The 24,210-nt window shown below is 71.3% G+C and carries 20 protein-coding genes and 1 tRNA gene; 13 read left to right on the forward strand and 8 right to left on the reverse strand.

What is annotated here, in order from left to right:
* Positions 1–21 precede the first annotated feature (21 nt).
* The 4 genes from LNW73_RS19810 to LNW73_RS19825 all read left to right on the forward strand — a co-directional run bounded on the left by LNW73_RS19810 (position 22) and on the right by LNW73_RS19825 (position 4,679).
* A complete protein-coding gene (locus LNW73_RS19810; RefSeq protein ID WP_250992975.1) occupies positions 22–519 on the forward strand; it encodes a DUF501 domain-containing protein in 498 nt (165 codons plus the stop codon).
* Entirely contained in the window at positions 516–1,460 is a 945-nt protein-coding gene (locus LNW73_RS19815) for a Ppx/GppA phosphatase family protein (protein WP_250990818.1), read from the forward strand. Before LNW73_RS19810 ends, LNW73_RS19815 begins: the two co-directional genes overlap by 4 nt.
* Positions 1,461–1,769: 309 nt before the next feature.
* A complete protein-coding gene (locus LNW73_RS19820; protein WP_250976207.1) occupies positions 1,770–3,179 on the forward strand; it encodes an NAD(P)/FAD-dependent oxidoreductase in 1,410 nt (469 codons plus the stop codon).
* 174 nt (positions 3,180–3,353) lie between these two features.
* Positions 3,354–4,679, forward strand: a complete 1,326-nt coding sequence (locus tag LNW73_RS19825; protein ID WP_250990819.1) for a class I SAM-dependent methyltransferase — start codon at positions 3,354–3,356, stop codon at positions 4,677–4,679.
* 63 nt (positions 4,680–4,742) lie between these two features.
* Here the strand turns inward: LNW73_RS19825 and LNW73_RS19830 are convergent, their stop codons facing one another.
* Together LNW73_RS19830 and LNW73_RS19835 are read right to left on the reverse strand one after the other, a co-directional pair.
* A complete protein-coding gene (locus tag LNW73_RS19830; RefSeq protein ID WP_250990820.1) occupies positions 4,743–7,289 on the reverse strand; it encodes an ABC transporter permease in 2,547 nt (848 codons plus the stop codon).
* A 182-nt stretch (positions 7,290–7,471) separates the two neighbouring features.
* A complete protein-coding gene (locus LNW73_RS19835; protein ID WP_250976204.1) occupies positions 7,472–8,242 on the reverse strand; it encodes an ABC transporter ATP-binding protein in 771 nt (256 codons plus the stop codon).
* Positions 8,243–8,666: 424 nt separating this feature from the next.
* On the opposite strand from LNW73_RS19835, the gene LNW73_RS19840 reads away from it, so the two are divergent.
* Positions 8,667–8,748 (forward strand) — tRNA-Leu (locus LNW73_RS19840).
* A gap of 117 nt (positions 8,749–8,865) precedes the next feature.
* A complete protein-coding gene (locus LNW73_RS19845; protein WP_250990821.1) occupies positions 8,866–9,783 on the forward strand; it encodes a Bax inhibitor-1/YccA family membrane protein in 918 nt (305 codons plus the stop codon).
* Between the two features lie 90 nt (positions 9,784–9,873).
* On the opposite strand, the gene LNW73_RS19850 is transcribed toward LNW73_RS19845, so the two are convergent.
* Positions 9,874–10,104, reverse strand: a complete 231-nt coding sequence (locus LNW73_RS19850) for a DUF4287 domain-containing protein (RefSeq protein ID WP_250976202.1) — start codon at positions 10,102–10,104, stop codon at positions 9,874–9,876.
* An 89-nt stretch (positions 10,105–10,193) separates the two neighbouring features.
* Here LNW73_RS19850 and LNW73_RS19855 point away from each other — a divergent pair, with 89 nt between their 5' ends.
* The gene (locus LNW73_RS19855; protein WP_374117282.1) at positions 10,194–10,553 is read left to right on the forward strand and encodes a hypothetical protein; all 360 of its coding nucleotides are present in this window, start codon (positions 10,194–10,196) and stop codon (positions 10,551–10,553) included.
* A gap of 51 nt (positions 10,554–10,604) precedes the next feature.
* Here LNW73_RS19855 and LNW73_RS19860 read toward each other — a convergent pair whose 3' ends face one another.
* The 3 genes from LNW73_RS19860 to LNW73_RS19870 all read right to left on the reverse strand — a co-directional run bounded on the left by LNW73_RS19860 (position 10,605) and on the right by LNW73_RS19870 (position 14,113).
* Entirely contained in the window at positions 10,605–11,417 is an 813-nt protein-coding gene (locus LNW73_RS19860) for a hypothetical protein (protein WP_250990822.1), read from the reverse strand.
* A gap of 317 nt (positions 11,418–11,734) precedes the next feature.
* A complete protein-coding gene (locus LNW73_RS19865; protein ID WP_250976200.1) occupies positions 11,735–12,955 on the reverse strand; it encodes an acetyl-CoA C-acetyltransferase in 1,221 nt (406 codons plus the stop codon).
* A 129-nt stretch (positions 12,956–13,084) separates the two neighbouring features.
* Positions 13,085–14,113 carry an SGNH/GDSL hydrolase family protein gene (locus LNW73_RS19870; RefSeq protein WP_250990823.1) on the reverse strand — a complete coding sequence of 343 codons (1,029 nt, stop codon included), beginning with the start codon at positions 14,111–14,113 and terminating at the stop codon, positions 13,085–13,087.
* A 197-nt stretch (positions 14,114–14,310) separates the two neighbouring features.
* Here LNW73_RS19870 and LNW73_RS19875 point away from each other — a divergent pair, with 197 nt between their 5' ends.
* Positions 14,311–15,690, forward strand: coding sequence for a cystathionine beta-synthase (locus tag LNW73_RS19875; protein ID WP_250980187.1), 1,380 nt, complete (start codon positions 14,311–14,313; stop codon positions 15,688–15,690).
* Positions 15,691–15,886: 196 nt separating this feature from the next.
* Positions 15,887–16,606: a hypothetical protein gene (locus LNW73_RS19880; protein WP_250990824.1), complete on the forward strand. Its 720-nt coding sequence runs from the start codon at positions 15,887–15,889 to the stop codon at positions 16,604–16,606.
* 382 nt (positions 16,607–16,988) lie between these two features.
* On the opposite strand, the gene LNW73_RS19885 is transcribed toward LNW73_RS19880, so the two are convergent.
* Entirely contained in the window at positions 16,989–17,417 is a 429-nt protein-coding gene (locus LNW73_RS19885) for a hypothetical protein (protein ID WP_250976197.1), read from the reverse strand.
* Between the two features lie 210 nt (positions 17,418–17,627).
* Between LNW73_RS19885 and LNW73_RS19890 the strand changes: the two genes are divergently transcribed.
* The 3 genes from LNW73_RS19890 to LNW73_RS19900 all read left to right on the forward strand — a co-directional run bounded on the left by LNW73_RS19890 (position 17,628) and on the right by LNW73_RS19900 (position 20,676).
* The gene (locus LNW73_RS19890) at positions 17,628–19,004 is read left to right on the forward strand and encodes an acyl-CoA synthetase (protein ID WP_250990825.1); all 1,377 of its coding nucleotides are present in this window, start codon (positions 17,628–17,630) and stop codon (positions 19,002–19,004) included.
* Positions 19,005–19,120: 116 nt separating this feature from the next.
* Entirely contained in the window at positions 19,121–20,065 is a 945-nt protein-coding gene (locus LNW73_RS19895) for a MurR/RpiR family transcriptional regulator (protein WP_250990826.1), read from the forward strand.
* A gap of 95 nt (positions 20,066–20,160) precedes the next feature.
* Positions 20,161–20,676 carry a hypothetical protein gene (locus tag LNW73_RS19900; RefSeq protein WP_250990827.1) on the forward strand — a complete coding sequence of 172 codons (516 nt, stop codon included), beginning with the start codon at positions 20,161–20,163 and terminating at the stop codon, positions 20,674–20,676.
* A gap of 407 nt (positions 20,677–21,083) precedes the next feature.
* Here the strand turns inward: LNW73_RS19900 and LNW73_RS19905 are convergent, their stop codons facing one another.
* A complete protein-coding gene (locus LNW73_RS19905) occupies positions 21,084–22,418 on the reverse strand; it encodes a diaminopimelate decarboxylase (protein ID WP_250992976.1) in 1,335 nt (444 codons plus the stop codon).
* Positions 22,419–22,536: 118 nt separating this feature from the next.
* Between LNW73_RS19905 and hutU the strand changes: the two genes are divergently transcribed.
* Positions 22,537–24,201 carry a urocanate hydratase gene (gene hutU / locus LNW73_RS19910; protein WP_250990828.1) on the forward strand — a complete coding sequence of 555 codons (1,665 nt, stop codon included), beginning with the start codon at positions 22,537–22,539 and terminating at the stop codon, positions 24,199–24,201.
* Positions 24,202–24,210 lie beyond the last annotated feature (9 nt).

Genomic DNA, 24,210 nt, shown 5'->3' on the forward strand with positions numbered 1-24,210 from the left:
ACCACGCCGACCGAGGCCGACATCGCCGCGTTCAAGGAGCAGCTGGGCCGCCCGCCGCGCGGCCTGCGGGCCATCGCCCACCGCTGCCCGTGCGGACAGCCGGACGTGGTCGAGACCCAGCCGCGGCTGGAGGACGGTACGCCGTTCCCGACGCTGTACTACCTGACGTGCCCGCGCGCCGCGTCCGCCATCGGGACGCTGGAAGCCGACGGCGTCATGAAGGAGATGACGGCCCGGCTCGCCGAGGACCCGGAACTGGCCGCCGCCTACCGGGCCGCGCACGACGACTACATCACCCGCCGGGACGCCATCGAGGTGCTGGAGGGCTTCCCGAGCGCGGGCGGCATGCCCGACCGGGTGAAGTGCCTGCACGTCCTGGTCGGCCACTCGCTCGCCGCCGGCCCCGGGGTCAACCCGCTGGGCGACGAGGCCATCGCGATGCTGCCCGACTGGTGGCGCAAGGGCCCCTGCGTCAGCGGCGGCTGCGCCACCACGACCACCGATGAGGTGCAGAAGTGACACGCGTCGCGGCCATCGACTGCGGTACCAACTCCATCCGGCTGCTCGTCGCCGACGCCGACCCCGTCACGGGCGAGCTCAAGGACCTCGACCGGCGGATGACGATCGTCCGGCTCGGGCAGGACGTGGACCGCACCGGACGGCTGGCGCCCGAGGCGCTGGAGCGGACCTTCGCGGCCTGCCGCGAGTACGCCGCCGCCATCGGGGAACTCGGTGCGGAGCGGCTGCGCTTCGTGGCGACGTCCGCCTCGCGCGACGCCGAGAACCGCGCGGACTTCGTCCGCGGTGTGGTGGACATCCTGGGCGTCGAGCCCGAGGTGATCACCGGCGACCAGGAGGCCGAGTTCTCCTTCACCGGCGCCACCAGGGAACTGACCGGCGACGAGGGGCACGCGAAGCCCTACCTCGTGGTCGACATCGGCGGCGGCTCGACCGAGTTCGTGGTCGGCGACGACACCGTGCTCGCGGCCCGCTCCGTCGACATCGGCTGTGTGCGGATGACCGAACGGCACCTGACCGCCGACGACGGCACGATCATCGATCCGCCGACGCTCGGCCGGATCACCGCCATCAAGGCCGACATCAACGCCGCGCTGGACGAGGTGGCCGCATCCGTCCCGCTGGAGCAGGCCCGCACCCTCGTCGGGCTGGCCGGCTCCGTCACCACGATCGCCGCCGTCGCGCTGGGACTGACGGAGTACGACTCGGCCGCGATCCACCATTCGGTGATCTCCCTGGAGCAGGTCAGGGAGATCACCGGCCGGCTCCTCGCGGCCACCCACGCCGAGCGCGCGGCCATCCCCGTGATGCACCCGGGACGGGTCGACGTCATCGGCGCCGGAGCGCTCGTGCTGCTCCAGATCATGGAGCGGACCGGGGCCCGGGAGGTCGTCGTGAGCGAGCACGACATCCTCGACGGCATCGCCTGGAGCATCGCGTAGCACGAAGTTTGTGAAACTCTTCACATGAAGTTCCGGCCCTACGGCCCAGTTTTCCAAGGCCGTAGGGCCCGGAACCCCTCGGAACCCTTGTGGCGCGGTGTTTCCGCGGTGTTACAGCCCTTTGGAGACATGCCCAAAGGGCGCCGATCTTCGCTGATCAGATGGTGCGCTCAACGGCCCGTCCAGGTCTCGGGTTCCCTCGGAGGGCTGTGGGCCTGATCACGCGGCCGGGCAGTGTAGCAGAGGGTGTCCAGGACCTTGTGAAGGGGCTCACGAGCACCCCCCCATCAGGTGCTGGATACTCGAACCATGAGCACTTCGGAGCGTCCACGGATCCTCGTAGTAGGCGGCGGATACGTCGGCCTGTACGCGGCGCGCCGCATCATGAAGAAGATGCGGTACGGCGAGGCGACGGTCACTGTCGTTGACCCGCGCTCGTACATGACGTACCAGCCGTTCCTTCCCGAAGCTGCCGCCGGCAGCATCTCCCCGCGCCATGTCGTCGTCCCGCTCCGACGCGTGCTGCCCGGTGCGGAGGTGCTCACCGGCCGCGTGATGAACATCGATCAGGACCGCAAGGTCGCGTCGATCCAGCCGCTCGTGGGTGAGACCTACGAGCTGCCCTTCGACTACCTGATCATCGCGCTCGGCGCGGTCTCCCGTACCTTCCCGATCCCCGGCCTGGCCGAGAACGGCATCGGTATGAAGGGCGTCGAGGAGGCCATCGGCCTGCGCAACCACGTCCTCGAGCAGCTCGACAAGGCCGACTCCACGACGGACGAGGACGTCCGCCGCAAGGCGCTGACCTTCGTCTTCGTCGGCGGTGGCTTCGCCGGCGCGGAGACCATAGGCGAGGTCGAGGACATGGCCCGCGACGCCGCCAAGTACTACCCGAACGTCAAGCGCGAGGACATGCGCTTCATCCTCGTCGACGCCGCGGACAAGATCCTCCCCGAGGTCGGTCCGCAGCTGGGCGAGTGGGGCCTGGAGCACCTGCGCGAGCGCGGTATCGAGGTCTACCTCAGCACGTCGATGAAGTCCTGTGTCGACAAGCACGTGGTGCTCGCCAACGGCCTGGAGGTCGACGCCTCCACGATCGTGTGGACCGCCGGCGTCAAGCCGAACCCCGCGCTCGCCCGCTTCGGTCTCCCGCTCGGCCCGCGCGGCCACGTGGACACCTCGGAGAAGCTCCAGGTGCAGGGCACCGACTACATCTGGGCCGCGGGCGACAACGCCCAGGTCCCGGACATCGCCGCCCGCAAGGCCGGCGTGGAGAACGCCTGGTGCCCGCCGAACGCCCAGCACGCGCTGCGCCAGGCCAAGGTCCTCGGCGACAACGTGGTGTCGGGGATGCGCGGCTTCCCGCAGCAGACCTACGCCCACGCCAACAAGGGCGCGGTCGCCGGTCTCGGTCTGCACAAGGGCGTGGCGATGATCGTGGTCGGCAAGACCAAGATCAAGCTCAAGGGCCGGCTGGCCTGGTACATGCACCGTGGCTACCACGGCATGGCCGTCCCGACCTGGAACCGCAAGATCCGGGTCTTCGCCGACTGGACGCTGGCGATGTTCCTCAAGCGCGAGGTCGTCTCGCTCGGCGCCATGGAGAACCCCCGCGAGGAGTTCTACGAGGCGGCCCGTCCGGCCCCGGCCCCCGCGAAGGCGGCCGTCCCGGCGAACGCGGCGACCGCCGAGGCAGCCGCGAAGGCCAAGGCTTCCTGACAGCGTCGCACCGGGTTGCACCGGTGACGGCACGTCCGGTCGCACGAACGTAAGCCCGAAGGGGCGCCCGCCATCCGTGGTGCGGGCGCCCCTTCGGCGTACTCCCGCGGACGCCCGGGTGGTTGGGCCGGAAAATCACTCGCGCCGGCGGCCGTCCGTCGTACGCTCGTACGCATGGCAGATGCGGCCCGTCGCATGCGCGACCTTGCTGAAAAAGCCCTACGAGGACCGTTCCCGCTGCGCATCCGCGCATGGGACGGAAGCGAGGCCGGCCCCCCGGACGCCCCCATGCTCGTCATGCGGCGGCGCCGGGCGCTGCGCCGGCTGCTGTGGAAGCCCGGCGAGCTGGGACTGGCCCGCGCCTGGGTCGCCGGCGACCTCGACATCGAAGGCGATCTGTACGAGGCGCTGGACCTGATCGCGGGCATCGTCTGGGACACCGGCGAGGACGGCGCACCGCACCCCGGCAGGTTCCGCCGGGCGGCGGACCTGCTGCGCGACCCGCACACCTACCGGCTGGCCCGCGAGGCCTTCGTGCTCGCCGGGCCGGGGCTGCCGCCGTCGCCGCCGCCCGAGGAGGCCCGCCGCCGGTTCGGCGCGCTGCACAGCCCGGGCCGCGACCAGCAGGCCATCAGCCACCACTACGACGTCGGCAACAACTTCTACGAGCGCGTCCTCGGCCCGTCGATGGTCTACTCCTGCGCCTACTGGGAGCACCCCGACACCACCCTCGAAGAGGCCCAGCGGGCCAAACTCGACCTCGTCTGCCGCAAGTTGGCGCTCCGGCCTGATCAGACGCTGCTGGACGTCGGCTGCGGCTGGGGCTCGATGGTGCTGCACGCCGCCGAGCACTACGGGGTGCGCGCCGTCGGCATCACGCTCTCCACCGAGCAGGCCGCGTACGCCCGCAAGCGCGTCGCGGAGGCCGGGCTCACCGACCGCATCGACATCCGCGTCCAGGACTACCGGGCGGTCGCGGACGGACCGTACGACGCGATCTCGTCCATCGGCATGGCGGAGCACGTCGGGCGCGACCTGTACCGCGAGTACGCCGCCCACCTCTACGGCCTGCTGCGGCCGGGCGGCCGGCTGCTCAACCACCAGATCGCCCGCCGCCCCTGGGCGGACGAGGAGGCGTACCACGTCGACGAGTTCATCGACCGCTACGTCTTCCCGGACGGTGAGCTCGCGCCGGTCGGCTCGACCGTCTCCCGGCTGGAGGAGGCCGGATTCGAGGTGCGGGACGTCGAGGCGCTGCGGGAGCACTACGCGCTGACGCTGCGGGCCTGGGTGCGCAATCTGGAGGACCACTGGCAGGAGGCGGTGCGGCTCGCCGGTGCCGGACGGGCGCGGGTGTGGCGGCTGTACATGGCAGCCAGCGCGCTGTCCTTCGAGCAGAACCGTATCGGCGTCAACCAGGTCCTGGCCGTCAGGACCAGGCCCTCCGGGGAGGCGGGCATGCCGCCGGCCCGGCCGTGGCCCGAGCAGCCGAAGGCCTGAACAGCGCCGCGGGCCCTCCCGGACGGATCCGGGAGGGCCCGCGGCGGCGGTGGACGGAACCCGCTACTCCGCCTTGATGGCGCTGAGCATGTTGAGCCGGGCCGCGCGCCGGGCCGGCCACAGCGCGGCCAGCACCCCGACCACGGCGGCGCCGCCGAGGAAGATCGCGATCCGGTCCCACGGCAGGACCATCGTGTAGGTGTCCATGCCGCCGGAGATCAGCCGGCCCGCGGCCCAGCCGAGGAAGACCCCGAGCCCGATCCCGAGCACCGCGCCGAACAGCGAGATCAGCAGCGACTCGAACCGGACCATCCGCTTCACGTCCCGGCGGTCGAGGCCGATCGCCCGCAGCATGCCGATCTCGTGGGAGCGCTCGAAGACCGACATGGCCAGGGTGTTGATGACACCGAGGACCGCGACGATCACGGCCATCGCGAGCAGCCCGTAGAGCATGTTCAGCATCATGCTGATCATTCCGCCGGCCTCGTTGGAGATGTCGGCCTTGTCCTGCACCTTGATCGCCGGGTTGTCGCCCAGCGCCTTCTCGATGGCGTCCTTGGCGGCGGCGCTCGTGCCGTCGGCGGTCTTCACCATGACCTGGGTGTCGGAGATCTTCGACAGGTGCGGGTCGAGGGTCGCGGTGTCGACGAGGACGCCCTTGAGCATCTCGTTGCCGTGGTAGATGCCGCCGACCTTCAGCGTGCTCTTCGCGTTGTCGTCGTAGACGGTCGGCAGGGTGTCGCCGACCTTCCAGCCGCCGTCCTTGGCGGTCGTGTCGTCCACGACGACGGTGCTGCCGCCGAGAACGGCGATCGAGCCGCTGGTGAAGTCGAGGTTGACGAGCCGCGCGATGGAGCGGGGGTCGACGCCGGTCACCGCGTGGTCGTCGCCGCCGAGCTCGATCCAGGATTCCCGCATCGGGCTGGACGCGGTCACGGTGCCGAGGCCGGCGAGGGTCTTCGCCACTTCGGGGGAGAGGTCGGTACCGCGGTTGACCATGCTGATCGTGTAGTCGGCCTTGATGGAGTCCGCGGCGATCCGGTCGATGCCCTTCTGGACCGAGGTCGCGATCACCGTGAGACCGGTGATCAGCGTCAGGCCGATCATCAGCGCCGACGCGGTGGCGGCGGTGCGCCGCGGGTTGCGGACCGAGTTCTGCCGGGCGAGCTTGCCGGTGATGCCGAACGGGCGCAGCAGCGGTCCCGCGGCGGCGATGACCGGGCGCGACAGCAGCGGCGTCAGGACGAACACCCCGATCAGCAGCAGCCCGCCGCCCGCGCCCAGCGGCAGTTTGCCGCTGTCCATGCCCATGCCGACGCCGGCCAGCACCAGGGCGATGCCCGCTGCGGCCAGCAGTGCGCCGAGGGTGTTGCGCAGCACCAGGCTCCTGGTGGTGGCCGGGGCGTGCACACTGCTCATCGCGGCGACCGGCGGGATCCTGGACGCCCGGCGGGCGGGCAGCCAGGCGGCCAGCATGGTGACGGCGACACCGACGACGAGCGACGCCACGACCGTGCCGGGACCGACGACCAGCGGGCCGTCCGGCATCGTCGCGCCGGTCGAGCCGAGCAGCGAGCGCATGCCGACCGCGATCCCGATGCCCGTCACGAGGCCGACCACGGCGGCGGTCAGACCGACCACGAACGCCTCGATCAGCACCGAGCGCGTCACCTGGCGGCGGCTCGCGCCGACCGCCCGCATCAGCGCCAGCTCCTTGGTGCGCTGGGCGACCAGCATGGTGAAGGTGTTGGCGATGATGAAGATGCCGACGAACAGCGCGATGCCGGCGAAGACCAGCAGCCCGGTGTTCAGACCGCTCATCGCCTGGGAGATCTGGGTGGCCTCCTCGTCCGCCAGCTGCTGTCCTGTGACGATCTCGGTGCCCTTGGGCAGGGCCTTCTCGGCCTCGGCCTTGAGCACGGCCTGGCTGGTGCCGGGCGCCGCCTTGACGTCGAACTCGTCGTACTGGCCGGGCTTGGCGAAGAGCTTCTGCGCGGTGCCGGTGTCGAAGAGCACGAGGCTGCCGCCCGCCGCGACGTTGCCGTCGTCGGTGTCGAAGACGCCGGTGACGGTCTGGTGCATGACCGGGCCGTCGACGGACATCCGTACGGTGTCGCCGACCTGGAGCTCCGCGCGGTCGGCGGTCCTGCCGTCGATCGCGACCTCGTCCGGCTTCTGCGGGGCGCGGCCGTCCGTCAGCGCGTAACGGGCGTCGGTGCCGTCCTTGCCGGCCGAGTAGTTCGCGCCCCGGGTGGACCAGCCGTTGCCGATCAGCTTGCCGTCCTTGTCGGCGACGGCGGTGAACCCGGAGACGCTGCCGGTGGCCGAGGCCGCGCCGGGCAGCGCCCGCACGGCGTCCAGCTGCCGCTGGGTCAGCCGCGGCCGCTCGTCCTGGCCTGCCGTGCCCGTGGACCGGGCCGGGTAGCCGGGCTTCACGGCGACGGAGACGTTCTCGTAGCTCTTGGCGGAGCTCTTCTTGAAGGCGTCGCCGATGGTGTCGGTGAAGACCAGGGTGCCGGAGACGAAGGCGACGCCGAGCATGACGGCGAGCACGGTCATCAGCAGCCTGGCCTTGTGCGCGAGGACGTTGCGCAAGGCGGTGCGGAACATGGGGATCAGTCCTGGTTCGTTCGGTCGGGCGGCGGTGCGGCGGACGTGCGTGATGAGCACGACGGCAGCGCGGAGGCACGGCGGAGCGGCACCACGGCAGGGCTGCGGCGCGGGCGGCTACGGAGGGGGCGGAGGACCGGGGGCGTACGGAGGCGCGGAGGGGGCGGCGGGGTGCGCCCGGCTCAGCTGGTGCGGCCCTTGGCGTCGAAGCGCTTCATGCGCTCCAGGACGCCGTCCGAGGTCGGGTCGTGCAGTTCGTCGACGACGCGGCCGTCGGCGAGGAAGATCACCCGGTCCGCGTAGGACGCGGCGACCGGGTCGTGCGTGACCATGACGATCGTCTGGCCCAGCTCGCGCACCGAGTTCCGCAGGAAGCCGAGGATCTCGGCGCCGGAGCGCGAGTCCAGGTTGCCGGTGGGCTCGTCGGCGAAGATGATCTCCGGCTTGCTCGCCAGGGCGCGGGCCACCGCCACGCGCTGCTGCTGCCCGCCGGACAGCTGGTTCGGCCGGTGCGACAGCCGGTCGGCCAGACCCACCGTGGCGATCACCTGGGCGAGCCACTGCTTGTCGGCCTTGCGACCGGCGATGTCCATCGGGAGGGTGATGTTCTCGGCCGCGGTGAGCGTCGGCAGCAGGTTGAACGCCTGGAAGATGAAGCCGATCTTGTCGCGGCGCAACTGCGTGAGCTGCTTGTCCTTCAGCGACGCCAGTTCCGTCTCACCGATCCGCGCCGACCCGGCGGAGACCGAGTCGAGCCCCGCCATGCAGTGCATCAGCGTGGACTTGCCGGAGCCCGACGGACCCATGATCGCCGTGTACTCCGCGCGCCGGAACTCGACCGAGACACCGTCCAGAGCGACCACCCGGGTCTCTCCCTCGCCGTAGACCTTGCTGAGGTCCGTGGCGCGGGCCGCCACCGTCGAGGTGCGGGAAGTGGTTCCGGTGGAGGTCACGGGGCGGCTCCTGAAGTGGGGTGAACGACGACTACTCCATGGTGACGGCCGGATCCGCTCCCGGGATCAGCCCAGACTGCTGTTCTGAGGGCAGTCCTGGGAGGGACCCGGGAGGTCCGCTGTACTACTTGCGGATGACACCGGGCCCTGAGGCCCGGTCCGCCGTCCACCGTCCGCGCGGTCCCGGTGATGGCCCGGCGGGACTCCGGGTGGTGTCCGGGTGGCCGCCCTGCGTGATCGATTTCGCGTCATATGCGAATGACGTGTGTGCGCCATGTGAAGGCCCGGGGGCTCCCGATCCACCCCCTCAAGGCCCACTTGAGGCTGCGTCAGGTACCCCTAAAATCAGACAACATGACGCGGATCGTGCCCTGTTCGGCCCAGTAACCCCGATACGCTCGTCCTGCGTCGAGACCCCGCCCCCGCCCGGATGGTGGAACGCAGACACGGCGAGCTTAAACCTCGCTGGCCTCATGGCCGTGCCGGTTCGAGTCCGGCTCCGGGCACCTCAAAAACTCCCGTGGGGCGCCCGTCAGAAGATCCTCCTCCGGCGGTACTCCGTCTCCTTTGCTAACCCATTACTCTTGTGGCAACGCCGTAACGCGCGGCCATGGAGGAGTGAGATGAGGAGCAGCAACCCGGTCTTCTCGCGGCGAGGCTTCAGCCGCGGGGACGGATACGCGGGCTTCGGCACGCAGCAGCAGGGCGCGGCCCCGCAGGGGTCGGGGAATCCGTACGCGCAGCAGGGAAACCCGAACGCGCCGCAGGGCGGCAACCCGTACGCGCAGGGCGGCAATCCTTACGCCACGGCGGACCAGCAGCAACTCACCCCCGAGCAGCTCCAGCAGATGTACCAGGCCCCGCCGGCCGGGCCCGCGCAGACCGGGCGCATGACGATGGACGACGTCGTCATGCGAACGGGTATGACGCTGGGCACCGTGATCGTCGGTGCGGCGCTGGCGTGGACCCTGCTGCCGGTGAACATGGGCATCGCGATTGCCTTCTCGCTGGTCGCCCTGGTCTTCGGCATGATCCAGGCGTTCAAGGCGACGCCGGTGCCCGCCCTGATCCTGGCCTACGCGTTCTTCGAGGGAATCTTCCTCGGCGTGTGGAGCCACATGTACAACATCGCGTGGTCCGGAGCTCCGCTCCAGGCCGTGCTGGGCACGATGGCCGTCTTCGTCGGCATGCTGATCGCCTACAAGACCCGGCTGATCCGCGTCACCGCGCGGTACCAGCGCGTCGGCATGGCGATCGCCATCGGCTTCGTGCTGCTGATGTTCGTGAACCTGCTGTTCGTCCTGTTCGGTGCCGCCCCCGACGGTGGCCTGCGCAGTAACGGCCCGCTCGGCATCATCGTCGGCGTCATCGCCATCTGCCTGGGCGCGTTCTTCCTGTCGCTCGACTTCAAGCAGATCGAGGACGGTCTCCGCTACGGCGCTCCGCGGAACGAGTCGTGGCTGGCCGCCTTCGGCCTGACGCTCTCGCTGGTGTGGATCTACCTGGAGATGCTGCGGCTGATCGCGATCCTCAGGGATTGATCCGGCGGTAGGACTCCGTACGAGCACCTCGTACATGACGGGCCCCCAGGAGGCACTGCCTCCTGGGGGCCCGTCGTCGTACACCCGGGGCTACCGGAGATTGCGGGCTGCCCGCCTCAAGTCGTATTCGTGGACGATCGCCTTGGCATGTCCGTAGGACAGATCGTGTTCGCTGCGGAGCCAGCTGACTTTCTCGTCGAAGCGGAGGAGGGCTGGGCCGTCGTCGACTGCGCGGAGCCAGTCGCGTACCTCTCGGCCGGTGCAATGGGGGATGCGGGAGAGCAGGTTCCGGTGGGTTTCCTCGGAGAAGATCTGGGACATCGGCGCCTCCGGTATACGGTGTCCGGTCATCTCACCGTGCCTGACTGTTGGGGCGTTGGCAACCATCCATGGCAGGCGGATGTGAGTGCGTGGCCGGAACACACGCCCCCGGTACGCTCGCCGACATGCTCGACTGCACTCCTCTGCGCTCCACCGTTGACCGATTGGCGAGCCGATTTCGCGCCCTGCCCCAGAGCCGGCTGCGCGGCGGGGCCGCCGAAACCGGTCTTGAACTGGCCCGATGGCTGGCCGCGGAAGCCCAGCGGCTTGAATTCCCCGGCCGGGAACCGGCCTTGATCCCGGACGACGGTGCCTTCACCGTGGGCGACCAGATCGCGGTGGCCGGGAACGATCTGGCACTGGCGCTCGAACAGCGCCCGGAGTGCGGGGAGGTGCTCGAAGCGGCCCTCGTCCGTATCGACGGGGCCGCTCGGCGTTCGGGGGTCTGACGGGTCCGACAGGTCGGACCGGCTCCGACGGGTCCGACGGGTCGGGTGCGCTCAGAGGGAGGCGACGACCCGGTCGGCCAGGATGAAGATGCTCTCGTCGCCGTAGGTGAACGTCAGGGCGTACGCGCCGCCCACGGCGGAGCCGCCGAGGAGGACGGGGACCTCGCCGCGCTCCAGGGCCGCGGAGAGCTGCAGGGCGGTCTCGCGGTGGCCCGGGGTCATGCAGAGCGTGGTGCCGTCGGCGAAGACGTACACGTCCAGCGTGCCGAGCGGGCCCGGGCGGACGTCGGAGAGCGGTATGCGGCCCTCGGCGAGGTCGGTGAGGCGCTCGGCGGTCTGGTCCGGGTTGGCGACGACCGAGGGGCTGGGGGCGCTGTGCAGGTCCGGGAAGTCCGGGTAGTCGGCGTGGTCCTGCGCCGCCGAGGGGTGCGGGAAGAAGCCCGGCGCCGGGAGGGCGAGCTCGGACTCCAGCCCGGCCAGATCGGACTGCCGGGGCAGGAACGGCAGCACCGTCGGGATCTCGTACTCGGCGTAGTCGGTGCCCGCGGTGGGTATGCCGCCACGGAAGAACGAGGTGTCCGCGGACTCGCGGGCTTCCTGCTCGGCCCAGAAGGCCCGCGCCTCGGCGAGCTCGCGCTCCCGCTCGTCGGCGAGCGCGTCCGCGACGGCGGCGCGTATCTCGTCGGCGGGAACCGGCCGGGCGGCCGGTACGGCGGTGCTGCCGGCCGCGGTGCCGGCGAGCGCGAGATCCCCGCGCAGGGCGGCGAGCTCACGGCGCAGGCCGCGGGCGGACAGCAGGGCGGCGGAACCTAGGGCCACGGCGATGACCGCGACCACCAGCAGGATGGAGAACAGGGCGCTCACAGACGTACTCCCGACTGACGTGATCCCGAGCAGTGCCCACTGGAGAGTGGACGAAACATCCCCCACACATCACTGTGCCTGTAAACCTCTCCCCTTCGCAGTGCGGAACGTCACGAAATGGGCGGGTCTGAGGTCCTCGACCATCCGGGTGATGCCGCCCTGACCTGCGAAAACGAGCCGCCCCCGGGCTCGTATAACAACCCGGGGGCGGTTCGATTGCGACTTAGATCACACGCCGTGACGGCGAAAGAGTTGCGAGTGGATCAGCTCAGGCGCTCGATTCTGCCGGTCGCGCTGAGCTTCGCCTCCGCTGCGACTCAGCTCAGGCGCTCGATGACCATCGCCATGCCCTGGCCGCCGCCGACGCACATCGTCTCCAGGCCGAACTGCTTGTCGTGGAACTGCAGCGAGTTGATCAGCGTGCCGGTGATGCGGGCGCCGGTCATGCCGAAGGGGTGGCCCACGGCGATCGCGCCGCCGTTGATGTTCAGCCGGTCCAGGTCCACGCCGAGGTCGCGGTAGGACGGGATGACCTGCGCGGCGAACGCCTCGTTGATCTCGACCAGGTCGATGTCGCCGATGCCCAGGCCGGCCCGCTTGAGGGCCTGCTTCGACGCCTCGACCGGGCCGTAGCCCATGATCTCGGGGGAGAGGCCGGAGACACCGGTGGAGACGACGCGGGCGAGCGGGGTGATGCCCAGCTCGCGGGCCTTCACGTCGGACATGACCACGAGGGCCGCGGCGCCGTCGTTGAGCGGGCAGCAGTTGCCCGCGGTGACCGTGCCGTCGGGGCGGAAGACCGGCTTGAGGCCCTGGACGCCCTCCAGCGTGACGCCCGCGCGCGGGCCGTCGTCCTTGGAGACGACCGTGCCGTCCGGCAGCGTGACCGGGGTGATCTCGCGCTCCCAGAAGCCGTTCTTGATGGCGGCCTCGGCGAGGTTCTGCGACCGCACGCCGAACTCGTCCTGGTCGGCGCGGGTGACGCCCTTGATCGCGGCGAGGTTCTCGGCGGTCTGGCCCATCGAGATGTACGCGTCCGGGATCAGCCCGTCCTCGCGCGGGTCGTGCCACTCGCCGCCGCCCTTCTCGGCGCGGCCCAGGGTGCGCAGCTCGGCGTCGGCGAAGAGCGGGTTCTTGGTGTCCGGCAGGCCGTCGGAGCTGCCCTTGATGCTGCGCGAGACCATCTCGACACCGGCCGAGACGAAGATGTCGCCCTCGCCGGCCTTGATGGCGTGCATCGCCATCCGGGTCGTCTGGAGCGACGACGAACAGTAACGGGTGACCGTGCAGCCCGGCAGGTGGTCCATGCCCATCTGCACGGCCACGATCCGGCCGAGGTTGTAGCCCTGCTCGCCGCCTGGCAGACCGCAGCCGAGCATCAGGTCGTCGATCTGCCGCGGGTCCAGCTCCGGGACCTTCGCGAGCGCGGCCTGGATGATCGTGGCGGTCAGGTCGTCCGGGCGCAGATCCTTGAGGGATCCCTTGAAGGCGCGTCCGATGGGGGATCGGGCGGCTGAGACGATCACGGCTTCGGGCATCGCGACACACACTCCTCGTCGAGGCGGCAGGACTCTCTGGGAAGTTACCTGCACGTATCGCGAGGAGTCACGGGCTGTGGGCTGTGACACGGGACTCTTTCTGAGCGCGCGCTTAGCCCAGGCCCCTCCTCAGGCCGACGAATGCTGGCTGGCCGTCGGTTCGGCCCCGTGCGGCAGCCGCTGGCGGCGGCGGTGCTTGAGCAGCGCCCAGCGGCCACGGGGCCCGGATACGGGGTGCATCGCCGCGACGACCTCCGTACCGCCCTCCGAAGCGGCCTCCACGGCGGCCTGTGCCACCGGCAGGAAGCCCTCGCCGCGCTGTGCGTCCGGACGCTCGTCGGCTTCCGGCCACAGGCCCAGTGAGGCGCACAGCGTCGGGAGCATCGCCATGGCCGCCGTCGCGTACCCCTCCGCGGAGGGGTGGTAGTTGTCGGGGCCGAACATCTCGCGGGGATGGGCCTCGAACTCCGCTCCGAGCAGATCGCCCAGCGAGACCGAACGGCCGCCGAGCCCGACCACCCCTATGGTCTGCGCGGCGGCCAGCTGGCGGCTCATCCGGCGCGCCAGCCAGCGCAGCGGCTGATACACCGGCTCCACGGAGCCCAGGTCGGGACAGGTGCCGACGATCACCTCGCTGCCCGCCTCACGCAGCCGGCGGACCGCGTCCGACAGCAGCCGGACGGACTTGGCGGGCGGCATCCGGTGCGTGACGTCATTCGCGCCGATCATGATCACGCAGACGTCCGGGGGCGGTGCGCCCACGTCGAGCAGCAGGGCGACCTGGCGCGCCAGGTCGTTGGACTGCGCTCCGGGGTTCGCCACGTTCACCAGGGTGACGGGACGCTCCGCGACCGCCGCGAGCCCGGAGGCGAGCAGCGCGCCCGGGGTCTCGCGCGCCCGGTGCACGCCCTGCCCCGCCGCCGTCGAGTCCCCGAGGAAGCCGAGCCGGAGCGGAACTTCATCCGTTCGGTGCGAGAACGCCGACCCGTATCTGCCGTCGGCGCGCGGCGGTACGTCGTCGGAGCCGCCGACCGTCCGTTTGGCCAGGCTGACCTCGGCCAGCAGTACTCCGACGGCCGCCCCGCCGAGCAGACTGATCCCGCCACCGCCGTATGCGGCCGCGGTCGCGATCCGCCGTGCCACCCTCGCCCTCGACATCGAGCCCGCTCACCTCCCGTGCTTTTGTGCGTACAACACCTTGTTGCCCCGTGACGCGCCCACTGCAACGTGCCGTAGTGGTGATCGATCGACATTAGGGGGGAGGAAGGGAGAAGCGATCGAGGCGCGGACGAGCTGAGAGTCGGCGCGTTAGGCCATAGGCTGGCCGCACATTCACGGAGAACCCGGAGACAATGGTGCAGTTCCACGACTCGATGATCAGCCTCGTCGGCAACACCCCGCTGGTGCGGCTCAACAACGTGACCGAGGGCATCCAGGCGACCGTCCTGGCCAAGGTCGAGTACTTCAACCCCGGAGGCTCGGTCAAGGACCGCATCGCGGTCCGGATGATCGAGGCCGCGGAGCAGAGCGGCGAGCTGAAGCCCGGCGGCACGATCGTCGAGCCGACGTCCGGCAACACCGGTGTCGGCCTCGCGATCGTCGCCCAGCAGAAGGGCTACCACTGCATCTTCGTCTGCCCGGACAAGGTGTCGCTCGACAAGATCAACGTACTGCGGGCGTACGGCGCGGAGGTCGTGGTCTGCCCGACCGCCGTGGACCCCGACCACCCGGAGTCGTACTACAACGTCTCCGACCGGCTGGTGCGCGAGACCCCCAACGCGTGGAAGCCGGACCAGTACAGCAACCCGAACAACCCGCTGTCGCACTACCACTCCACCGGCCCCGAGCTGTGGGAGCAGACGGAGGGGCGGATCACGCACTTCGTCGCGGGCGTCGGCACCGGCGGCACCATCTCCGGCACCGGCCGCTACCTCAAGGACGCCAGTGACGGCCGCGTCCAGGTCATCGGCGCCGACCCCGAGGGTTCGGTGTACTCCGGCGGCTCCGGGCGTCCGTACCTGGTCGAGGGCGTCGGTGAGGACTTCTGGCCGACCGCCTACGACCGTGAGGTCGCGGACGGCATCGTCGCCGTGTCCGACAAGGACTCCTTCCAGATGACCCGCCGCCTCGCCAAGGAGGAGGGCCTGCTCGTCGGCGGCTCCTGCGGCATGGCGGTCGTCGCGGCGCTGCGCGTCGCCGAGAAGCTCGGCCCGGACGACGTCGTCGTCGTCCTGCTGCCGGACTCCGGCCGCGGCTACATGTCGAAGATCTTCAGCGACGAGTGGATGGCCTCGCACGGCTTCCTCGACGAGGGCACCGGCCAGGCCCGCGTCGCCGACGTCCTGGAGCACAAGGGCGGCGGCATCCCGCAGCTGCTGCACATGCACCCGGAGGAAACGGTCGGCGAGGCGATCGACGTGCTCCGCGAGTACGGCGTCTCCCAGATGCCCATCGTCAAGCCGGGCGCCGGCCACCCGGACGTGATGGCGGCCGAGGTCATCGGCTCCGTCATGGAACGCGACCTCCTGGACGCGCTGTTCGCCAAGCGCGCCACGCTGGCGGACCCGCTGGAGAAGCACATGAGCGGACCGCTGCCGCAGGTCGGCTCCGGCGAGCCGGTCTCCGACCTGATGAAGGTCCTGGGCACCAAGTCCGACGCGGCGATCGTCCTCGTCGAGGGCAAGCCGACCGGCGTCGTGAGCCGCCAGGACCTGCTCGCCTTCCTGGCCAAGTAACCGGCCGAGCCGTAACCGGCACCACGACGGCCCCCCTGCCCGGTCCGGGCAGGGGGGCCGTCGTGTACTTTCTGCTCGCCCGGCGCAGCGCCTCGTCCTGGACCGGGTCCTGCGTCCTCTCAACAGATCTCCAGAGATCTCCAGCAGAACGGTCCGCCATGACCCCCGCACCCCCGCCCCGCTCCGTGCTGCCGCCGTGCTGCTCCTGCCGCTGGCGCTCACCGCCTGCTCGTCCGCCACGGACTCCGCGGCCGGGACCGGTCCGGCGGTGACCGCCACGACTGCCTCCTCCGGTGCGACCACGTCACCCGCCACCACCGCCCCCGCCGCTACGGACGCCCGGCTGCTCACCGGCGACAAGCTGCGGGCCGTCCTGCTGCGGGGTGATGTGCTCCCCAAGGGGTACAAGGCCAACGCGGACGGCACTCGCGACTCCGGCCTGGATCTCGCACCCGTGGCCAAGGACGGCGCCGCCGGTGCGTGCGGGGCGCTGGAGCAGACCGGCTGGATCCGGGTCAGCGGCATCGAGAGCGCCTCGTTCGCCCAGGGCGACTTCCTCAACGCCAAGCGCGAGGAGTTCACCCAGGAGGTCGACACCTTCCGCGGCTCCGGCGCCGTGACCGCCATGACCCGCATCCAGCAGGCATTCACCCGCTGCGCGCACTTCACCGACTCCGGGAGCGGCTCTCCTGTCCCGGTGAAGGTGAAGAGCGGCCCGATAGCGGGGTCGAAGGGCCAGTCCATCAAGGCCGTGCTCACCTCGGACCAGTGGGACGGCGGCACCACCCTGGTCGCGACCCGCGTCGGCAACAGCGTGATCACGACGTTCTACGCGGTCCAGTCCGCCGATCTCGGTGCCGCCGATGTGGGGTTCACCCAGAAGATCGCGAAGAACCTCACCCGCGCCCAGCGCTGACCCGCGGAAGCGTGGAACGCCGCCCATGGCGCGCCGTTCACCCGGGGATTCGAAAGTGCTACATCCGCGTCACGCGGCCGCAGCACGCGCTTAACACGCGTCGGGCACATTGGTGTTCGCCGGGAAGAGAAGCCCGGCGACACAGGATGTGGCACCCAGGAACTCCGGAGCGGCTCCCGGACCTCTGAGGTGACCCTCCCTGGACGCGGTGTCTGGTCCTGACCCGGCCCGCGTCCGATGCGGGGACCGCCGTCGTCCCGCCCCCCGGGTGACCGGGGGTGCGGCGGTCCCCGCTCCAACTTCTTCCGCGGGGTCGCCGCGCCGTTCGGCCGGCTGCCTGCCGGCCCGTCCGTGTCCGCCCGGCTTTCCGGCGGGCCGGTGGTTACTCCCAGTCGCCGTCGGACTTCTTGCGCCGCTCGCCGCGGTCGCCCGTGAAGAGGTGGCCGAGGGACTGGGCGACGTTCACGCCCACGATGCCGGCCCAGGTGATGAACAGACCGCCGGTCCCCGCGTTGACCACACCGATCGCGGAGAGCGGGATCGCGGCGATCATGGTGAAGCCGGCGAAGCCGTAGCGGGCGAAGCGCGCGTTGGGCTCCGGCGTGCCGGGGCTGCGGCCCGCCCGGGCGAAGGAGGTCTGCTGCTCGGCCAGTTGGCGGCGGACCCGCTGCTCGACATGGCTGTCGAGGCGCTGGTCCACCTTCTCCATGAACGAGTCGACCAGTTCCGACTCGTACTCCGCACCGAGGTCCTTGCGGGCCTGAAGGGTGGCGGCGAGTTCTTTTTTGAGTTCCGGGTCGCGGGCGTCCATGACGCCACCGTACGGAGCGCGGCGGCGTCAGGCACTGGGGGAAACCCCCGATTCTTTTCGGGGGTGCCCCCTCCCAGCGGGCGATGCGTAGAGTCGCGGTGCTACTGCGCTGCGAGCGCCGTCGAGCGCCGTCGAGCCGGTCGAGCCCGGTCGAGCCCGGCGGGGCTCGGATCCCGGATCTCGGATAGAGACATTCAGAGGAGCACACCCGTGCCGCTGTCACCCGTCCCCTCCTTGCTGACGGCCCTCACCGCGTCCGACGGCGCGGACCGGCCCGACGCCGTGACCGTCGCGGGGCGGTCCTGCTCGTACGAGGAGCTGCTCGGCGCGGCGGGCGCGGTCGCGGCGCGGATGGCGGGGGCGCCGGCGTTCGCGGTGCGGGCGACGGCGTCGCTGGAGACGGTGGCCGCGGTGGTGGGCGGGCTGCTGGCCGGAGTGCCGGTGGTCCCGGTGCCGCCGGACGCGGGGCCGGCCGAGCAGAACCACATCCTGGGGGATTCCGGCGCGGCGCTGACCCCCGTCGACTTCGCCGAACGGGCCGGCTGGAGCGGGCCCGAGCCGGGGGCGAAGGAAGCCGCGCTCATCCTCTACACATCGGGAACGACCGGCCCGCCCAAGGGCGTCGTGGTCTCGCGCGGCGCGATCGCCGCCGACCTCGACGCGCTCGCCGGGGCCTGGGAGTGGACCGCGGGGGACACGCTGGTGCACGGTCTGCCGCTGTTCCATGTGCACGGCCTGGTGCTGGGCGTGCTCGGCGCGCTGCGCACCGGCAGCCGGCTGGTGCACACCGGACGGCCGACGCCGCAGGCCTACGCGGCGGCCGGTGGCAGCCTCTACTTCGGCGTGCCGACGGTCTGGTCGCGGGTGGTGCGCGACCCCGCCGCCGCACGGGCGCTGACCGGCGCCCGGCTGCTCGTCTCGGGCAGCGCCCCGCTGCCCGCGCCCGTTTTCCGGGACCTGGAGACGCTCACCGGGCAGCGCCCCGTGGAGCGGTACGGGATGACGGAGACGCTGATCACGATCAGCACGCGGGCGGCCGGTGAACGCCGCCCCGGTTCGGTCGGGCTGCCGCTGCCGGGGGTGGAGACCCGCCTGGTGGACGAGGACGGCGGGCCCGTCCCGTACGACGGCGCAACGGTCGGCGAGCTGCAGATCCGTTCCGGCACGCTCTTCGACGGCTATCTCGGCCGCACGGAGGCCACCGCCGCCTCGTACACCGCCGACGGCTGGTTCCGCACCGGCGACATGGCGATGGCGGAGCCTGACGGCATGCACCGGATCGTCGGCCGCGCCTCGACCGACCTCATCAAGTCCGGTGGCTACCGCATCGGCGCGGGCGAGGTGGAGAACGCGCTGCTCGACCACCCCGCGGTCCGGGAGGCGGCGGTGGTGGGCGCGCCGCACGAGGACCTGGGCCAGGAGATCGTCGCGTTCGTCGTCGCGGACGGGGTGAGCGAGGCCGAACTGATGGACTTCGTGGCCGGGCACCTTTCGGTGCACAAGCGGCCGCGCAAGGTCCGGTTCCTGGACGAGCTGCCGCGGAACGCGATGGGCAAGCCGCAGAAGGGGCGGCTGCCTCCGGTGTAGCCACCACGCGTAGCCACGCCGGCCGCCGGTTCTGACGCGTCCGGTGGACACTCCTTGCCAATGCTGCATGGATTCATGCAGAGTCAGCGACGACTGAATAGGCCAGGAGGACGTTGATGGGTACCACGGAGGACGGGGGCGACGCCGCGGAGGCGGGCGCGGGCGTCGGTGCGGGCCTGGGCGCGGTCCTGGGAGCGGGCCTGGGTGCGGGTGCCGGCGAGGGCGCGGCCGAGGGTGCTTCGGCGCGGCTGCTGAAGCTGTTCGAGTCGCACCGGCTCACCCCGACGCAGCGCCGGATCGCCCACTGCCTGGTGCGCCGGTCGGCCGACGCGCCGTTCCTGTCCAGCGTCGAGGTCGCCGAGCTCGCCGGGGTCAGCCAGCCGTCCGTCACCCGTTTCGCCGTCGCGCTCGGCTTCGACGGCTACCCGGCGCTCCGCCGCCACCTGCGCGAGGTCGCGCCGGTCCGGCCCGGCCCCGAGGCCGCCCCCTACAACGAGTACCAGCAGGCCGTGCACGCCGAGATCGAGAACCTCCGGCACCTCGCCGCCCTCCTCGCCGACCCCGAACCCGTCGCCCGCGCCGGCGCCGTGCTCGCCGCGTCCCGCCCGCTGCCCGTCCTCGGCCTGCGCGCGGCGGGCGCGCAGGCGCGCGGCTTCGCGTACTTCGCCGCGAAGGTCCACCCCGACGTCCGGCTGCTCGACGAGGGCGGCACGATGTTCGCCGACCGCGTCGACGGCGCGGTCCGGGCGGGCGCGAGCGCGCTGCTCTGCTTCGCGCTGCCGCGGCATCCCCGCGAGGTCGTCGAAGCCCTGACGTACGCGCGTCAGGCCGGTCTGACGGTCGTCACCGTCGCCGACAGCGCCTTCGCCCCGGTCGCCGCCTGTTCCGACCTGCTGCTGCCTGCCGCGGTGGGCACCGGGCTCGCCTTCGACACGGCCTGCGCCCCGATGCTGCTCGGACGCGTCCTGCTGGAGTCGATGTGCGATCACCTGCCGGATGCCCAGGCGAGCCTCGAGGAGTTCGACGCGCGGGCCGCTGCGCGGGGGCTGTTCACCGACTGACGCGGTTCGCCGACCGACCGGGCCCTCATGAAATTCTGAGGATCGCTGAGTACCCTCCCGTGCAACTGGACGCGGTGAATCGGAGGAGGACGGTCGTGGCACGCGGGGCTTACACGCTGGCTCGGGTGGGGGTGCTGGTGCGGGTCGCTGCGCGCTGGCTGTTGTGGCTGGGTGCGGTGGCCGCCGTGGGAGGCGTGTTCGTCCCCGGCGTGACCGGCCGCAGGATCGGGATACTCGGCGGGGCAGCCCTGTTCATCGTCGCGGCGGTCGTCGCTTTCGCGGTACGGCGCGGGCGATACGTGGCGCTCGGCGCGGACGCCACGCGGGCCGGCAAGTCCGTCTTCCTCCAGGACCGCCGGGTGACGGCGCGGATCTGGGTCCGCGGGCACCGGTGGTGGCTGCTCGCGGCGTTCGCTCTTGCCGCGGCGTCCACGCTGCTCGCTTCTTCGGCGGGCGGAATGCTGCTGGCGGGGGCCGGGGCGGGACTCTGGGTGAAGTCGCTGTGGTTCGAGCGGCTGGAGCGGGCGGGGGACGTGCGGTATTGGGTGCGGCCGGATTCGCCGTCGTCGGCGGTGGCGTACGAGACGACGGGGTTCTTGGCGGGGCGGTAGTTCACGGGCCGGGTCGGGGGCCGGGTCCTCCGGGGTGGGGCTTCGAAATCGACTATTTACGGGCGTGGCCGCCCACAAATAGCTCGGCAGCATTTCGAAACCCCACCCCTCCGGCCCCGTCCCCCGACCCTCCGAGCGTGGCCCCGTGCGGGTTCGGCGATGGCTTGAGCCCCCGGCCTGCCTCCGGCCGCGGCCCCGTGCGGATTTGGCGCCAGCTGGGGCCCCGTCCCTGCGGCCCGGGGTACCCGCGATCCGCTCTTCCTCCCTCGGGCCGTCAGGTGCCGACGCTCCTCCGTTGCCGTTGCCGTTGCCGATGGCAAAGGGCGGGGGGTGGGGAAAAGCCCGCCGCAGGCGCAACGGTGCCGCGCGGGCCGACGTACCCGTACCCCGCCGGAGGCGCGTGGCACTCACCCCTGCCCGAGACCGGTCAGAGCTTCGCTCTCATTCAAGCCGCTCTCCGCGAGAACGCTTTCCGTCGTCTGGGCCGCGCGCACCAGCGCGAACGTCACCGAGCCGTCGGCGGACGCGTGGTAGCCGTGGATGGCCGGGCGGGGGAGGGAGTTGTAGGCGAAGTGGTTGGAGAAATAGTAGGCGCCGGTGTCGAGGAGGGCGACGAGGTCGCCTGCTTCGAGGAGGGGGAGGGGGCGGGCCTCGGCGAGGAGGTCGCCGGCGAAGCAGCAGGGGCCGGCGACGTCCTGGGGGACGGGGTCGCCGCCCTTGGGGCGGCCCTTGGCGTCGAGGGCCTCGACGCGCAGCGGCCAGGCGTCGGGGACGAAGACCGTACGGGTGGCGAGCTGTGCGCCCGCGTGGGTGATCGCGATGGGCCGGCCGCCGGCCGACTTGGCGTACTCGACGCGGGCCAGCACCGTGCCGGCCTTGGCGAGGAGTGAGCGCCCGAACTCGGTGACGATCGTGTAGCGGCCGTCGAAGAGGCCGGGGACGGTGGTGCGCAGCAGCCGCGCGTAGTCGTGGAAGGTGGGCGTGACCTCGTCGGAGGTGAAGTTGACGGGGAGGCCGCCGCCGATGTCGAGGGTGGTGATCTGCCGGCGGCCGGCGGCCGTGTTGATGCGCTCGGCCAGGTCGTAGGCGGCCCGGACGCCCGCCGCCATGAGGGCGAGCGGTACGCCCTGGGAGCCGGTGTGGGTGTGCAGCCGGTTGAGCCAGGGGCGGTCGGCGTAGGCGCGCAGGATCCACTCCTCGGCGCCGTCGTCGCGCAGCGCGACGCCGAACTTCGAGGTGGCGGTGGCGGTGCTCATGGCGCCGATGCTGCCGCCGCCGATCTGCGGATTGACCCGCAGGCCGATGGGGGACGTGGTCGGGGCGGCGGCGACCAGCGCGTCGAGGCGGCCGAGTTCCTGCGGGTTGTCGGCGTTGACGGCGATGCCCAGCGCGAGTGCTTCGCGCAGTTCGGCGACGGTCTTGGCGGGGGAGTCCAGGACGATGCGGTCGGCCGGCAGGCCCGCGGCGCGGGCGATGGCGAGCTCGCCGGGGCTGGCGACCTCGGCGCCGAGGCCGAGGCCGGCGAGCAGTCGCAGGACCGGGACGAGGGCGGCGGCCTTGACGGCGAAGGTGTGGGTGACGGTGACGCCCGGGGTGGCGAAGGCGTCCTGGAGGGCGGCCGCCGTCTCGTGGACACCGGTGACGTCGAGGAGGCCGATGACCGGGTTGTGTGGAGTGAGCAGATGCAGTTCCACTGCCGCGCGCAGCGCGTGGCCCCGTCGTGCTGTCGCGTCCGGCGTCATGCCGGCCATCCCATCACCCGGTATGGGGCAATGCCACCCCACCCTGTTGACTAGATGTATTCAGCAGGACAGGATGTGAATGGATAGATCCATCGATGCACAGAGGGAGGCCGGGCCGATGTCGGGACCGAGGATCGTGCGGGCGCCGCGCGGTACGGAACTGAGCACTCAGGGTTGGCAGCAGGAAGCCGCGCTGCGGATGCTCCAGAACAACCTCGACCCGGAGGTCGCCGAGCACCCCGAGAAGCTGGTCGTCTACGGAGGCACCGGGAAGGCCGCGCGCGACTGGCGTTCGTTCGACGCCATGATCCGCACCCTCCAGACGCTGAAGCAGGACGAGACGATGCTCGTCCAGTCCGGCCGTCCCGTCGGTGTGATGCAGACGCACGAGTGGGCGCCGCGGGTGCTCATCGCCAACTCCAACCTGGTCGGCGACTGGGCCAACTGGGAGGAGTTCCGCCGCCTGGAGGCGCTGGGTCTGACCATGTACGGCCAGATGACGGCCGGCTCGTGGATCTACATCGGTACCCAGGGCATCCTCCAGGGCACCTACGAGACGTTCGCCGCGGTCGCCGCCAAGAAGTTCGGCGGCACGCTGGCCGGGACCATCACGCTCACCGCCGGGCTCGGCGGCATGGGCGGCGCCCAGCCGCTGGCCGTCACCATGAACGGCGGCGTGGTGATCTGCATCGACGTGGACCCGCGGGCGATCTCGCGCCGTATCGAGCACCGCTACCTGGACGTCAAGGCCGACTCCCTGGCGCACGCGATGCAGCTCGCCACCGAGGCCCGCGACAAGCGCGAGCCGCTGTCGATCGGGCTGCTGGGCAACGCCGCCGAGCTGCTGCCGCAGATGCTCGCCGAGGGCGCGCCGATCGACATCGTCACCGACCAGACCTCCGCGCACGACCCACTGGCCTATCTGCCGGTGGGCATCGCGTTCGACGAGATGGCCACGTACGCGGCCGAGAAGCCCGCCGACTTCACGCTGCGGGCCCGCGAGTCGATGGCCCGGCACGTCGAGGCCATGGTCGGCTTCATGGACGCCGGTGCCGAGGTCTTCGACTACGGCAACTCGATCCGCGGCGAGGCACAGCTCGCCGGGTACGAGCGGGCGTTCGACTTCCCCGGGTTCGTGCCCGCCTACATCCGGCCGCTGTTCTGCGAGGGCAAGGGCCCGTTCCGCTGGGCGGCGCTGTCCGGCGAGGCGTCCGACATCCACAAGACGGACAAGGCGATCCTCGACCTGTTCCCGGAGAACGAGTCGCTGCACCGCTGGATCAAGCTGGCGCAGGACAAGGTCCACTTCCAGGGCCTGCCCGCGCGTATCTGCTGGCTCGGCTACGGCGAGCGCGACAAGGCCGGCGAGCGCTTCAACGACATGGTCGCCAGCGGTGAGCTGGCCGCGCCGCTCGTCATCGGCCGCGACCACCTCGACTGCGGCTCGGTGGCCTCGCCGTACCGCGAGACCGAGGCCATGCTCGACGGCTCCGACGCCATCGCCGACTGGCCGCTGCTCAACGCCATGGTCAACGTCGCCTCCGGCGCGTCGTGGGTCTCCATCCACCACGGTGGCGGCGTCGGCATGGGCCGCTCCCTGCACGCCGGACAGGTCACGGTCGCGGACGGCACCGAGCTCGCGGGCGAGAAGATCCGCCGGGTGCTGACGAACGACCCGGGCATGGGCGTCATCCGGCACGTGGACGCGGGCTACGACCGCGCCGACGAGATCGCCGACGAACGCGGTGTGCGGATCCCGATGCGCGAGGGCGACTCCGAGTGAGTTTCCACA

The organism is Streptomyces sp. RKAG337 (assembly GCF_023701715.1).
Lineage (GTDB): Bacteria > Actinomycetota > Actinomycetes > Streptomycetales > Streptomycetaceae > Actinacidiphila.